Raw genomic sequence first — 13897 nt, forward strand, 5'->3', positions numbered from 1 at the left:
TCAGTAGTCCTCATCGGTGGTGGCGGCGGCGATCTCGGCGAGAAACGGCCCGGAAGTGCCGTTGTGCAGCGGCGAGTTGAGCGTGTCGGGCTGTGCCGCTGCCGCTGCCGCTGCCGCTGCCGCTGCCGCTGCCGCGAGCCGTCGTCGGACCAGTGCGCGGATCGAGTCGCGTTCGGCGCCGCCTTCGGGACCCGGCCCCGGGTCGAACCCGGGCAGCAGCACACCGAGTTCGATGCGCGGTTCCGTCTCGCCGGCGGGGAGGTCCAGGTCCGCCCGGCCGGTCCACAGGTCCACCTGTCGGGAGAGGGGCACCCGATTCCCGGGACCGTCGTTCACCCGGACCTCCGCCGCGAGGGGTACGGCGGTGACGGGCGCCGCGATGTGGGCGACGACCTCGACCTCGATCTGCCGTCGGGCGCCGAGTGCGCGGGCGGTCCAGGACACGGCGGACTCGGAGGCGTCGACGAGGCCGGGCGGGTAGCGCCGCCAGTCGTTCGTCCCCGCGCCCCGCGTGATCAACCGGCCGCCCGTGGCGAGCGGTTCGCCCGCGGCGAGGGCATAGTCGTCGTGTCGTGGGAACAGCGCAGCGGGATCAACCGGAATGCCGGCCGGGCGGGGCCGATCCAGGGCCGACCGCAGTCGGCGCAGAGCCTTCCCGTCCAACCCGGCGCCGTCCGCCGCGTCGTCGACCGACCGCAGAACACTCTCCAGTCGGCGTGCCGTGTCCGTCGACGGCGGTGTGGCATGCCACCACTGGATCAGCGGGTCGAGGGCGACCTGGTGGTCCCCGATCAACTCGGTCACGCAGGCGTCGGGTTGATCACCCTCGTCGTCGAACAACTGCTGGCACTCGTGTGTGAGTGCGGCCAACTCCAGCCCGACCACGTCGGGTTGGAGCGCGGGAATCCCGTCCAGGTGCGACGCCGGCCACCACCGCGTCGCCCAGTGCCCGAGGCCGAGCCGGGCGACGCTGCCCGCGAGCGGGGTCAGATCGGCGGGCACCCGTACCTCGGCCAACCCGCCTGTGGCGCAGGCGTACACGGCGGCGGCGGTGCGCTCGCCGTAGACCGCCCACAGCCACTGCTGCGCCCGGGACACGTCATGGACCTCGGCCGTGGGCAACTCGGCATCCCCGAGAACGGGCCAGGTCAGTACCGCCCCGGCGACATCGAGAACCGCTCGGGTGAAGTCGGGAGCGTCGACAGGACTGGTGGTGAGGATGCGGATCGTGCCGTCATCGCCGTCGCCGCGCACGACATGGACGTCGACAGACCCCCGCGCCATCACGCGCTCCTCGACTCGACCGCTTCGGCTACGGAATCGGATTCGGACACGGCAGGCGGTGCCGCCGATGCCGACGATGTCGTCAACGTCCGCAGTGCGGCCCGGACCCGGGCCCGGTGGTCCATCATCACCGAGCGGGCCACCCCGTCGAGCACCGCCCAGGCCGACGCGGCATCCGCGAGCGGTGCGTCCCGGACGTCCCGCCCGTGCAACCGCACCCAGAGCCGCCGCATGTAGGCGGTCCAGGGCGTACGGAGATCCTGAGCGAGGGCTTCCAGCATCCCGCCGTCCGGATCAGGTCGCGGTGAGACGGTCATCCGGCGGGCGCGAAGGACCGAAGCCTCCCTGCGCCAACGGCTGTTGACGGCTCGGTGCGCAGCGGTCCGCCCCGGTGCCGACTCCTCGATGCCCAGCGGGTCGAGACCGACCGCGAGTCGGCCGCCGAGTACGACAGCGACGCGCAGGCTCTCGTCGTACAGCCCGAGCGGAGCGCAACTGCGGCCGACCTCTCGCCCGACGAGTTCCGGCACCGTGGGCAACTCCTCGCGCCGGGCCGACGATTGGAGCACGACGAAGAGCCGCTCGAAGAGCGTGCGGTCCAGCGGCGCGGGCAGCGTGGCCGTCGAGGCACCCCGACCGACGCGCGGACGCGGCGGCAACTCCCGCTCCGTCAGCCCGAGATGAGCCGGGATACCGTCCCGCCCCCAGACCCCGCTCGCGTGTGCCCACAGGGCCCGGCCAAGGAGGTCGCCGTGTCCCGCTTCGACCATGGACGCGTACGCCGGCGAGTTCCCCATCCCCTCCGTCCCGCCGCAGGCCTCCAGAACCTCGGACGCCAATGCGACCGCAACGGCCGTATCGCCGAATGGAGTTGACTCGCGCGCCTCCCACGCAGCGGTCAACTCCCGCTCCACAGCGGAGTATTGGGCGGCATCTGTCAGGTACCGCTTCAGCGCGTCCACCGTGCGACCGCCGTCCGCCTCCGCGACGTCCTCGACGACGGCCCTCGCCAACGCGCCCGCACCGGCGGCGGGTTCACCATGTTCGGCGGCCAGTTCGAAGCATCGCTGGAAGTAGAGATCCTGGGGGTTGCCCGCCACGACACCCAGCGCCCGGCGCGTCCGCTTCAGCAGGGTGAACCACTGGGCCGTAGCGACAAGGCGCGGACCGGACTCCCGTATCAGCGCGTCGAGACGCGCGGCCGGCTCCGGTGCCAGGAAGTCCGCCGCGAGGTCGGGGTGCAGGGCAGGCCTGACGATCAACGGCAGCAGGATCAGTTTGACCGTCCGGGTGAGCGGGGCGCCGCCGGGGCCGCTCAGCGATTCCAGCCCCGGTCCGAGGGCACGCCACGCGCCGTCGATGACCATGGCGCGCGGCCGGTGCTCGCCGGTCGGATGGCTGAGAAGCGGCATGTCAGGAGGGTACGTCGTCCGGGATCGGGCGGGCGAACCTGGGATCGGTAGGCGACCGGAGCGCCCTAGCGTCCGCAGGGACAGCGCGAACCACGGGCATCCGCCCCGACCAGAAGGAGCAGTCGTCATGGGAATCTTCGGGCGCCGCAAGAGCCGCGAGGAGCGGGCCGCCGAGATCGCCGGCCAGGTGGTCAGCGGCAAGGGTTTCTACGGCCGAACCACCCGCGCGTTCCTCGGCAACGAGGACTACGCCAGAGTTCAGCAGTCGATCGGCGCCTACAACTCCGGCCTCGCGGTACAGCAGTTGCTCGCTGCGGGAGCGCCGACCATCACCGCCGTCGTCGTGTCGATCGGCGACACCGGCCAACTGGTCAACCACGACCCGGTCGTCGACCTGGTCGTGCAGCCGACCGGGCGGACCGACCGGATCGCCCTGCAGACCGTCGTCTCGAAGCTGCGCATCCCCCGCACCGGCGACCAGGTCCTGCTGGTGGCCGACCCGGCCCAGCCCGGCGCCTACCTCTACGCGGGTGACGGCGTGACCCCGTGACCGGTTCAAGGCCGTGGTGGACCCGTCCGGCGGCGGTTCCGGGTCGAGTTGTGAGTGAGGGAGCGCGTGCGTGGAGGTGAGGCAATGCGCAGCCATACAGGTGTATTCATGGGCAATCTGCTGTTCGTCGCGGTCTGTTGTTCAGCGGGCCCGTTCTTCCTTCTCGTCGGGTACTCCGCCTGGAGCGACGCTCCCGGCTGGGACTGGCCGGCGATCATGCTTGCCATCGGGCTGGTCGGCACGGTCATGATCCCCGTCCTGGCGTTCACTGCCACGCGCCAGGAATTTCCCCGGATCACCCGCAGGAATCGCGTCAAGGGCGAGCGGACCTCGTACGGTGACGACACCTTCGTCATGTGGGCGCCCCGGTCCCAACAGGGCTCGGCGCGGGCGCAGTTGATGCGTGCGGACGTACTGGAGGCGTCACTGGTCCGCTACAGCCCCGACGGCGAGTCGACCTTCACGACCTGCTACGGCAATTACACGCCCGACGAGTTCACGCCGCTGATCAGGCTCAGGCTGCGGGTGCACGATGCCGAAGAGACCGGCGGGACCGGCGGGTTCGAGGTGACGGGGGAGTGGCGGGTGCCGTCCCTGTGTCTGTCGGCGATCACGGCGGGCCGCCTGGTCGTTCTCGTGGACGCCCCGACCGCTCCGGGCGCGCAGCGGACGGTCACGCCCCACTGGCCGCGCAGCAACCTGCTGTCGGGCACGAGGACCTACCGGCTGATCGACCTCGAAGGCCGAACATCCCACGTGACACGGCGAGTTGGCCGCCAGCTCCAGCAGATGCGGATCTCACGGGAGGCCGGAGGCGTCGTCATGAACGGCGACACGGTCGACCTCCGGAGCCTGGACCCGCACACGGCCGCACGCTACGCCGCCCTGGCCGACCGGGACCGTGCCGTCCCCGAGGAACAGGCGCCGGTGAGCGAACCGGGCGAGGAAGCACGCTGGCTCGCCGACCAACTGCCGGGCGAGAAAGCCGCGTTCGGGTCGGTCGGCCGACGCTGGTCGCGCCGGGGCGGTGTGCTGGTGCGCGGCCGCTTCTTGGAGATGCGCGCACGGACCACCTTCCAGGACCACGGACCCGTCCTCGACACAGTCCTGCGCATCCAACCGGCGGACGGCACACCCCCGTTCGACGCCGCACGACGCCTGACGGTACCCATGGACTACCTGACGGTCCTTCACCGCACCAAGGAGGTCGTCCTCAGCGTCAGCCCGAACGGCGTCTCGTACGACGTCGATTGGTCCCGCACGAGCCTCCTCGCGGGCATCACCGAGGCCAAGGTCATCACCCCGGACGGCCATGAACTCCCTTTGACGGGACGCCCTGACACCATCTGGGCCCTGATGAACGTGCTGGCTTCCCAGGGTCTCTCGAACCCGAGCCCTGTTCTCGATCTGCGCAAGCGCCGGATGAGAGCGGTGGCGGGCATCCTGATGGACGTCTGTGCATGATGTGCGCTGTGGACGGTGAGAACGGACAGCGACAGACCAGAACGGGCCGACCGCCGGCGACCTCGCGGGCCGCACTGGAGCAGGTGGGCTTCGAGCTGTTCGCACGGCAGGGGTTCGACCGGACGACCGTCGACGACATCGCCGCCGCTGCGGGCATCGGCCGCCGCACCTTCTTCCGCTACTTCGCCTCCAAGAACGACCTGGTGTGGGGCGACTTCGAGGCCGAACTGGTCAAGCTGGAACGCCTGTTGGCGGCGGCCGACCCGGCCGCCCCGATGATGGACGCGCTGCGCGGCGCGGTCGTCGAGTTCAATCGCTTCGACCCGGCGACGGTGCCCTGGCACCGGCAGCGCATGACACTCATCCTGCGGGTTCCGACGCTGCAGGCCGACTCGACCGTGCGCTATGCCTCGTGGCGGACCCTGGTCACGGAGTTCGCCGCACGGCGTACGGGCAGGGTGTCCTCGGACCTGCTGCCCCGGTTGATCGGCCACACCGTCCTCGCCGCGTGCGTCGCCGCGTACGAACACTGGCTGGCGGACGAACAGGCAGTCCTGGGCGACCTGTTGGACCAGGGCCTGCGCCACCTCGCGGCCGGCTTCGACGGCCCGGCCCCTGCCCTGCCCTGAACCGGGTCACGGCAGGTCACGTCGCATGGCGTCGGCGACGAGTTCGCCGACGAGGACGGCGGTGGCCGCCGGACCGCGCAACGGCGGAGTCGGCAGGATCGACGTGTCCGCGACGCGCAGCCCGACGATGCCGTGCACGCGCCCGTAGGGGTCGACGGCCGCCCCCGGATCGCCGGCGGGGCCCATGGGAACCGTGCCGCAGGTGTGGTGCGAGGTACCGAGGTGCGCCTCGACCCAGCGGTCGAGCAGCCGGTCGTCCGCCGACACCTCCGGCCCCGGTTCCACCAGCCCGCGGGACACCTCCTCGAACGCGTCGGTGGCGATCAACGCGGCCGTGGCGCGGGCGACTTCGCGCAGGCGCCGCCGGTCCTCGGCGGTCTCCAGATAGCCGTAGTCGATCCGCGGGGGAATCGTCGCGTCGGCGGAACGCGTCCGCAGTCGTCCGCTGAGCCGGGGCGTCAGGACCGAGGCCAGGAACGCGAGCGGTGCGCCGGGCACGGTCACCGTTCCGCCGGTCAGGCCCGCCATGGGGACGAGCGACTGGAGGATCTCCAGGTCACCGGGGTGGCCGCCGTCCGACGAGGACAGGTGGAGGCAGCCGCCGAGCCAGGAGTCCGCGGGCGCGGGCATCGGCCGCCGGGGCTGCCACTCCAGCACCAACTGCGGATGGTCGCCGAACCGCGCTCCTACGGCGGGGGAGTGCACGGCCACCGCGATGCCCAGGCGCTCCAACTCGTCGGCCGGTCCGATGCCCGACAGGTGCAGCAGCTGGGGGGAGCGGAACGCCCCGGCGCACAGCACGACTTCACCGCACTCCAGAGTCGTGCGGCGCCCGTCGCGCTCGACGGTCACGCCGGTCGCCCGCCCGCGCTCGATGACGACTCCGGTCACCGAACTGCCGCCCTGCACAGTGAGGTTGGGGCGGTCGAGTGCACCCAGGAGATAGCTGACGCCCGTGTTGACGCGGATCCCGTCCACGGAGTTGGACGGCACCGGCCCGAACCCGGGGGCGCCCCGGGCGTTCTTGTCGGGCTCCTCGGGATAGCCCAACTCCCGCGCGGCCGACCGGAATGCCACGGCGGCAGGGTGCCGCAGACCCGCCCGCCGGATCCGCACCGGACCCCCGTCCCCATGCACCTCGTCGGAGCTGTAGTCCAGATCTGACTCCATCGAGCGCAGCAACGGAAGCACCCGGTCGTACGACCAGGCGGCGCCCCCTACGGCCGACCAGCGCTCGAAGTCCTCGCGGCGGGCGCGCACGAAGTAGCCACCGTTGACGGTGGTCGACCCGCCGAGGAAGCGCCCCCGCGCGACCGTGTACGGCCGTTGCGGCGTGAGACGGACCGCGTACGGCTGGACGGCGCGATGCCCGGGCCGCGCGCCCGGGACGAGTCGTGCGTCCAGCAACTCCCTTGTGAAAGCCGCCCGTTGGCGAGGCACGGGCCCCGCCTCCAGCACCAGCACGTTGCGGTCGGGGTCCTCGCTGAGCCGTGCGGCCAGCGGAGCGCCACTGCCTCCCGCACCGACGACGATGACGTCCGGGCGCCTCAACCGGACCCCGGAACTGGCGTAGACCGACCGGTCGAAAGAATCATGACGGCTCCCTCTTCACTTTCGGCACCGGGTGCCATTACTGTCGACCGCGCAGCCGCCCGGATGCCCAGCCGGATGCTCAGGGAGAGTCGCATGAACGAACTCCGGTCCGTACCGACCGTCCCGGCCAACGAGATCAAGGCCGAAGAGGCCGTCACGGAACAGCAGTTGATCGAGGCCGACGACCTCGTCGAGGAGATCTCCATCGACGGCATGTGCGGCGTCTACTAGGCCGCCCGCATGACCGCGCAGACCCTCGACCTCGCTCTCGGCCTGCACCCTCAAGTCTCGGTGCGGCCCGAACCGTTCGGCGCGCTCCTCTACCACTTCGGGACCCGCAGACTGACCTTCCTCAAGGACCGCAGACTGCTCGCCGTCGTCGAGTCCCTCGCGGACGCTCCCACGGCCCGCGACGCCTGCCTGGCGGCCGGCGTCGAAGAAGCCGAACTGCCGCGCTACGGCAAGGCGTTGGCCGCACTCACCGCGTCGTCGATGCTCGTCGGGAGGACCCCATGACCGCCACCGCCGGTACCACCCGGCTGGTCGACTTCTTCGAGTCCGGACTCGACGCGCCGATCTGCCTCACCTGGGAACTGACCTACGCCTGCAACCTGGCCTGCACCCACTGCCTCTCCAGCTCCGGCCGCCGCGACCCGCGCGAGCTGAGCACCGCCGAAGCCAAGGCGGTGATCGACGAGTTGGAGGCCATGCAGGTCTTCTACGTCAACATCGGCGGCGGAGAACCCACCGTCCGCGCCGACTTCTGGGAACTCCTCGACTACGCCACCGCCCACCACATCGGCGTGAAGTTCTCCACCAACGGCGTCCGCATCACGCCCGAGGCGGCCCGCCGGCTCGCCGCCAACAACTACGTGGATGTCCAGATCTCCCTCGACGGCGCCACCGCCGACGTCAACGACGCGGTACGCGGCGCCGGTTCGTACGCGACGGCGCTGCGGGCGATGGAGAACCTGGCCGCCGCCGGCATGCGCAGCTTCAAGCTGTCCGTGGTCTGCACCCGCCACAACATCCCCCAACTGGACGAGTTCAAGGCTCTCGCCGACCACTACGGCGCCCAACTCCGCCTGACCCGGCTGCGCCCCTCCGGCCGCGGAGCCGACGTCTGGGACGATCTCCACCCGACCGCCACACAGCAACGCGAGCTGTACGACTGGCTGTTGGCCCACGGCGACAACGTGCTGACCGGAGACTCCTTCTTCCACCTCTCCGCGTACGGCGAACCGCTCCCCGGCCTCAACCTCTGCGGCGCCGGACGCGTCGTCTGCCTGATCGACCCGGTCGGCGACGTCTATGCCTGCCCCTTCGCCATCCACGACGAGTTTCTCGCCGGCACCGTCCGCGCTCCCGGCGGCTTCACCGAGGTGTGGCGCGGCTCGGAACTGTTCACGCGACTGCGCACCCCGCAGCACGGCGGAGCCTGCGCGTCCTGCGCGTTCTACGACACCTGCAAGGGCGGCTGCATGGCCGCCAAGTTCTTCACCGGACTGCCCTTGGACGGCCCCGACCCCGAGTGCGTGCAGGGGTACGGCGAACAGCAACTCGCCCGGCGCGCCAAGGGCGGTGGAGACCTCCCCAAGCCGTCCGCCGACCACTCCAGGCGACGCCCCGTGGACCTCGTCCTCACCCGCCGCCCGGGCCCGGAGCGGCCCCCGGTCAGCGACTGCGCCGAGGACCCCTTGGCCGGCCTGCGCCTCGACCGGCCGTAGCGGAAGAGTTCAAACGAAGGGACGCGGCACATGGGCAGGAACCCCTGGTTCGAGACGGTCGCCGAAGCGCAGCGGCGGGCGAGGAAGTGCCTGCCGAGCACGGTGTACGGCGCGCTCGTCGCGGGCTCGGAGCGTGGCCGTACGATCGACGACAACACGGCGGCGTTCGCCCAACTGGGCTTTGCCCCCAGGGTCGTTGGCCATCACGCGGAACGCGATCTGTCCACGACCGTGCTCGGAGTGCCCAGCTCTCTCCCCGTGCTCATCTCGCCGACCGGTGTGCAGGCCGTACACCCCGAGGGCGAGGTCGCCGTGGCCCGGGCGGCGGCGAGCAGGGGTGTCGTCATGGGCCTGAGTTCCTTTGCCAGTAAGCCGGTTGAGGAGGTCGCCGCCGCTCAGCCGGACTTCTTCTATCAGCTGTACTGGAGCGGCACCCGCGCCACGATGACGCAGCGCATGGACCGGGCCAGGGCGGCCGGTGCCAAGGCGCTCATCGTCACGCTCGACTGGTCCTTCTCCCACGGGCGGGACTGGGGGAGCCCGGCGATCCCCGACAAGCTCGACCTGAAGACGATGCTGCGGTTCGCGCCCGATGTGCTGCCCCACCCCGGTTGGCTGCTTCGGTTTGCCAAGTCCGGTCGCCTGCCCGACCTTTCGGTCCCCAACCTGCGGCCCCCGGGCGGTGAGGCACCCACTTTCTTCGGGGCCTACGGCGAGTGGATGCAGACCGCACCCCCGACCTGGGGGGACGTGGAGTGGCTCCGCAAGGAGTGGGGCGGACCTTTCCTGCTCAAGGGAGTCACCCGCGTCGACGACGCCAAGCGGGCTGTCGACGCCGGAGTGACAGCCCTGTCCGTCTCCAACCACGGTGGCAACAACCTCGACACCACCCCCGCAACCATCCGCGTCCTCCCCGCGATAGCGGACGCGGTCGGCGCGCAGATCGAAGTGCTCCTCGACGGCGGTGTGCGGCGGGGCGGCGACGTGGCCAAGGCCCTCGCGCTGGGTGCCCGCGCCGTCCTGATCGGGCGCGCCTATCTGTGGGGCCTGGCGGCGAACGGGCAGGCCGGCGTCGAGAACGTCCTGGACATCCTCCGCAGCGGTCTCGATTCGGCGGTGCTGGGCCTCGGGCACTCCTCCGTCCACGAGTTGACCCCCGACGACCTGGTCGTACCCCCGGACTTCCCCCTCGTCCTGGGCCGCGACGCCCCCGCCGCCTGAGCACGGTGCCACACGAGCCGGCGACCGAACTCGCCCATACCGCCTGGCCGTTCGTGCCGTCCGATGCCCTGGTCCTGCTCCCGATCGGGTCCACCGAACAGCACGGCCCGCATCTGCCGCTCGACACGGACAGCGTCATCGCCCACGCCGTCGCGCGACGCGCGGCAACTGCCCTCCCCGAGACGCTGGTTGCGCCGACCCTTCCCTACGGCGCCAGCGGCGAGCACGCGGGCTTCCCCGGAACCGTCTCGATCGGCCACGAAGCACTGCGGACGGTGCTGGTGGAGGCGGTGCGTTCGCTGGCGCTGTGGGCCGGGCGGATCGTCCTGGTCAACGGCCACGGCGGCAACACCGCCACCCTCGACACCGCCGTACGCCTGCTGCGCGCCGAAGGCCACGACGTGGCCTGGACCGGGTGCGCAGTCCCCGGAAGCGACGCGCACGCCGGGCGTACCGAGACCTCATTGATGCTCCATCTCGCCCCGGATCAGGTGCGGTTGGACGCGGCGGTCGCCGGTGACACCCGGCCGCTGGCGGCCCTCCTCCCGGACCTGATGGCCCACGGGGTCCGCGCCGTCTCCCCCTCCGGCGTCCTCGGCGACCCGACCGGAGCGTCGGCGGCGGAGGGACTCCGGGCGACGGACGCGATGGTGTCGGCCGTCGTCCGCCGGATCACCGCCTGGACCGTGGACGACCGGGGCCGACTTACCGAGCCCGAACACCCGCCTACATCTCAGGAGTTGGACACTCAGGTCGTACGGCCATGACGCTGCCCGTCGGCTTCCTGGTCGAACTCGACCGGCACACCAGGATCGTGGACGACGGCAGGGCTCTCGTCGGCGGCTTCCCGACCCGGCTGATCCGGCTGACCCCGCGGGCCCAACGGCTCCTCACCGGGCGGACGTTGTGGGTGCGGGACGCGGCGAGCTCGCTGCTCGCGGACCGGTTGCTGGACATCGGCATGGCCAATCCGGTCGTCGCCTCGCTGCCTCTGCCCGCCGACCCCCGCTACACGGTCGTCGTGCCGGTCCGTGACCGGCCACGCCAACTCGCCCGTCTGCTCAGCAGTGTTGGCCGGGACCATCCGGTGATCGTGGTCGACGACGCGTCCCGGCACCCGAAGGCCGTCGCCGCGGTAGCCGCCGACCACGGAGCCACGCTGATCGCCCTGACCACGAACCTCGGACCGGCCGGCGCGCGCAACGCCGGACTCCGGCTCGTCACGACCCCCTACGTGGTGTTCGCCGACTCCGACATCGTGCTCGCCCCCGACACCGTGCCCACCCTCCTCCGGCACTTCGCCGACCCGGCCGTCGCCATGGCCGTCCCCCGCATCACCGGGCTGCCCTCACCCGCTCCGACCTGGATCGAACGGTACGAGAACGCCCGCTCCTCCCTCGACCTGGGCGCCCACCCGGCCGCAGTGCGCCCCGCGAGCCCTGTCTCGTGGGCCTCCACGGCCTGTGTCGTAGCGCGCGTGGATGTCCTGGCCGACGGCTTCGACGAACGGATGCGGGTCGGCGAGGACGTCGACCTGTGCTGGCGGCTGATCGAACAGGGCCGACGGCTGCGCTACGAGCCGACCGCCGAGGCGGCACACGAACACCGGGCGCGCCTCGACGACTGGCTCCTGCGCAAGGCCGTCTACGGCACGGGCGCGCAGCCCCTCGCCGAACGCCACCCGCGGTTCATCGCCCCGGCCGTGTTCGCCCCCTGGAGCGCGGCCCTCGTCACCGCCCTGCTCGCCCAGCGCCGTTGGTCGGTGCCCGTCGCCGGGGTCGTTCTCGCGGGCGTGAGCTTGAGGATCGGCCGGAAGCTCGACGGCACTCGGCACCCGCATCGGCTGGCCGTGCGGCTGACCGCCAATGGGGCCCTGGCCGCCGTGGCCCAGACCTCGGCACTCCTCAACCGGCACTGGTGGCCGCTCACGGTCGTCGGGTGTGTGGTGTCCCGCAGGGTGCGCAGGGCGACGACGGTGGCCGCGCTGGCCGATATCGCCCTGGAATACCGGCGTGATCGGGCCGGTCTCGATCCGGTCCGGTACGGCGTCGCACGTCGTCTCGACGACCTCGCCTACGGGGCCGGCGTATGGCTGTCCGCGCTCAAGGGCCGGTCCGCCGCGGCTCTGTGGCCTCGCATCACCCGTTGATCCTTGAGTCCCGGTCAGCGGAAAGCGCTCAGCGGGTCCTCGGCCCCGGAAAAGACACTGGGATCATCCCGCCGCGCGTGTGCGGCACTTGCGAGGTATCAGTCAGCAGGAGGTGTGCGGCGTGACGCACGAAGTGGTCAACCGTGTCGAGGATCTCGGGTCCGAACTGGCCGCACTCGCCGAACAGAACGAGAAACTCGGCAAGTTGAGCGACCGCACCGTCGAACTGCTCCGCTCGGCAGGCGTGATCCGACTCCTGCAGCCCAAGGAGTTCGGCGGCCTCAGCGCCCACCCCCGGGACTTCGCTGAAGCGGTGATGGCCGTCGCACGGCATGACGGGGCCGCGGGCTGGGTGTGCGGTGTCGTCGGCGTACACCCGTGGGAACTGGCCCAGTTGGACCCCCGGCTCGCACATGAGGTGTGGGACGCGGACCCGGACACCTGGATCGCCTCGCCGTACATGCCGAACGGCATCGCCGACCCCGTGGACGGCGGTTACGTCCTCAGCGGACGCTGGCCCTTCTCCTCCGGAAGCGACCACTGCGACTGGGACTTCCTGGGCGCACTCGTCGGCGACGGCAAGGGGAAGCCGGCCGGGCCGATCTCCGTCCTCCATGTCGTACTGCCGCGCTCGGACTACGAGATCATCGACGGTACTTGGGAGGTGATCGGCCTGGCGGGCACCGGCAGCAAGGACGTCGTCGTCGACAAGGCGTTCATCCCCGCCTACCGCACCATCAAGCAGGAGGCGGTCCAGGAAGGCAGTGCCGCCGAAGCGGTCGGACTCACCGACACCCTCTACAAGTTGCCCTTCAGCGCCATGTTCCCGCTCGGGATCACGGCCGCCGTCATCGGCATCTGCGAGGGCGCACTCGCCCTCCATCTGTCCCAGCAGCGCGACCGGGTCGCCGTGACCGGCGTCCAAGTGCGCGACGACCCGTACGTGTTGTACGCCGCCGGTGAGGCCGCCGCCGAGATCGCCGCCTCACGGGTCCAACTCATCGACGGCATCAGCCGGTTGTACGACCAGGTCGAGGCCGGAAAGCCCGTGTCCATCGAGGACCGCTCCAACGTCCGCCGCAACCAGGTCCGTTGCGCGTGGCGGGCCGTCTCCGCGCTGGACGAGATCTTCGTGCGGTCCGGCGGCAACGCGATCCGCCGCGGCAACCCGATCCAGCGGTTCTGGCGGGACGCGCACGTGGGCCTCCAGCACATGATCCACGTCCCCGGGTCGGCGTACCACGCCAACGCCCTTGCGCAGATGGGACTTGAACTGCCCGAGGCGATGCGCGTCCTGATCTGACGACTCGTCAAGAATGTGCGAGAACAAGGAGGGACCGTGACCGACGCGGTCGAGGAACGCACCTTCCGTGAGGTGCTGGGGCACTTCCCCACGAGCGTGGTCGCGATCACCACGACGGACGCCGACCGGCAACCCCGGGGAATGATCGTCGGAACCTTCATGTCCGTGTCCCTGGAACCGCCGCTGGTGTCCTTCCTGGTGAACGGTTCCTCCACCACCCTCCCGACGATCCGGACGGCGGGGCGATTCTGCGCCAACGCGCTCGCGGGCAATCAGGAACGCCTTTCCCGGCAGATGGCCGGCGGCCCGAATCGCTTCGAGGGCGCCGACTGGCGGGAATCCCCGCTGGGCAATCCCGTCCTGGACGGAATCGTCGCGTGGGTCGACTGCACGGTCGAGAAAATCGTCGAACTCGGCGACCACCAACTCGTCGTAGGCCGTGTCCGCACACTCCGTGTCGAGTCGATGAAGACGCCACTGCTCTTCTTCCGCGGTGGTTACGGCGACTATCTGTCGAGCGCGACGCTGCTGCTGGACAGGCTCGTCGGCTGGTAGCAGGGAAAGA

14 protein-coding genes are annotated in these 13897 nt (G+C 71.0%); 11 read left to right on the forward strand and 3 right to left on the reverse strand.

What is annotated here, in order from left to right; genetic code table 11:
• The gene (locus tag ACIBK4_RS17250; protein ID WP_398995574.1) at positions 1–1284 is read right to left on the reverse strand and encodes a hypothetical protein; all 1284 of its coding nucleotides are present in this window, start codon (positions 1282–1284) and stop codon (positions 1–3) included.
• A complete protein-coding gene (locus ACIBK4_RS17255; RefSeq protein WP_398995575.1) occupies positions 1284–2696 on the reverse strand; it encodes a hypothetical protein in 1413 nt (470 codons plus the stop codon). Before ACIBK4_RS17255 ends, ACIBK4_RS17250 begins: the two co-directional genes overlap by 1 nt.
• A gap of 127 nt (positions 2697–2823) precedes the next feature.
• On the opposite strand from ACIBK4_RS17255, the gene ACIBK4_RS17260 reads away from it, so the two are divergent.
• From ACIBK4_RS17260 to mftR, 3 genes are all read left to right on the forward strand, one after another.
• The gene (locus ACIBK4_RS17260) at positions 2824–3246 is read left to right on the forward strand and encodes a hypothetical protein (RefSeq protein ID WP_398995576.1); all 423 of its coding nucleotides are present in this window, start codon (positions 2824–2826) and stop codon (positions 3244–3246) included.
• A gap of 108 nt (positions 3247–3354) precedes the next feature.
• Positions 3355–4710 (forward strand): hypothetical protein, encoded by a 1356-nt coding sequence (locus tag ACIBK4_RS17265; protein WP_398995577.1) that lies wholly within the window; start codon positions 3355–3357, stop codon positions 4708–4710.
• An 8-nt stretch (positions 4711–4718) separates the two neighbouring features.
• On the forward strand, positions 4719–5339 hold the full coding sequence (gene mftR / locus ACIBK4_RS17270) for a mycofactocin system transcriptional regulator (RefSeq protein ID WP_398995578.1): 621 nt from the start codon (positions 4719–4721) through the stop codon (positions 5337–5339).
• 6 nt (positions 5340–5345) lie between these two features.
• On the opposite strand, the gene mftG is transcribed toward mftR, so the two are convergent.
• Positions 5346–6890: a mycofactocin system GMC family oxidoreductase MftG gene (gene mftG, locus ACIBK4_RS17275; protein WP_398995579.1), complete on the reverse strand. Its 1545-nt coding sequence runs from the start codon at positions 6888–6890 to the stop codon at positions 5346–5348.
• Positions 6891–7025: 135 nt separating this feature from the next.
• On the opposite strand from mftG, the gene mftA reads away from it, so the two are divergent.
• The 8 genes from mftA (at position 7026) to ACIBK4_RS17315 (ending at position 13887) form a co-directional block, all read left to right on the forward strand.
• Positions 7026–7163 carry a mycofactocin precursor MftA gene (gene mftA, locus ACIBK4_RS17280; protein WP_398995580.1) on the forward strand — a complete coding sequence of 46 codons (138 nt, stop codon included), beginning with the start codon at positions 7026–7028 and terminating at the stop codon, positions 7161–7163.
• Between the two features lie 9 nt (positions 7164–7172).
• Positions 7173–7448: a mycofactocin biosynthesis chaperone MftB gene (mftB, locus tag ACIBK4_RS17285; RefSeq protein WP_398995581.1), complete on the forward strand. Its 276-nt coding sequence runs from the start codon at positions 7173–7175 to the stop codon at positions 7446–7448.
• Positions 7445–8659, forward strand: coding sequence for a mycofactocin radical SAM maturase (gene mftC / locus ACIBK4_RS17290; RefSeq protein ID WP_398995582.1), 1215 nt, complete (start codon positions 7445–7447; stop codon positions 8657–8659). The genes mftB and mftC overlap by 4 nt, the downstream gene beginning before the upstream one ends.
• Positions 8660–8689: 30 nt before the next feature.
• On the forward strand, positions 8690–9880 hold the full coding sequence (mftD, locus tag ACIBK4_RS17295) for a pre-mycofactocin synthase MftD (RefSeq protein ID WP_398995583.1): 1191 nt from the start codon (positions 8690–8692) through the stop codon (positions 9878–9880).
• 5 nt (positions 9881–9885) lie between these two features.
• Entirely contained in the window at positions 9886–10647 is a 762-nt protein-coding gene (mftE, locus tag ACIBK4_RS17300) for a mycofactocin biosynthesis peptidyl-dipeptidase MftE (protein ID WP_398995584.1), read from the forward strand.
• On the forward strand, positions 10644–12029 hold the full coding sequence (gene mftF, locus ACIBK4_RS17305; protein WP_398995585.1) for a mycofactocin biosynthesis glycosyltransferase MftF: 1386 nt from the start codon (positions 10644–10646) through the stop codon (positions 12027–12029). Before mftE ends, mftF begins: the two co-directional genes overlap by 4 nt.
• Positions 12030–12150: 121 nt before the next feature.
• Positions 12151–13332 (forward strand): hydroxylase, encoded by a 1182-nt coding sequence (locus ACIBK4_RS17310; RefSeq protein ID WP_398995586.1) that lies wholly within the window; start codon positions 12151–12153, stop codon positions 13330–13332.
• Positions 13333–13368: 36 nt separating this feature from the next.
• Entirely contained in the window at positions 13369–13887 is a 519-nt protein-coding gene (locus ACIBK4_RS17315; RefSeq protein WP_398995587.1) for a flavin reductase family protein, read from the forward strand.
• Positions 13888–13897 lie beyond the last annotated feature (10 nt).

The sequence above is a fragment of the Streptomyces sp. NPDC050528 genome, assembly GCF_044457795.1.
Taxonomy (GTDB): Bacteria; Actinomycetota; Actinomycetes; order Streptomycetales; family Streptomycetaceae; genus Streptomyces.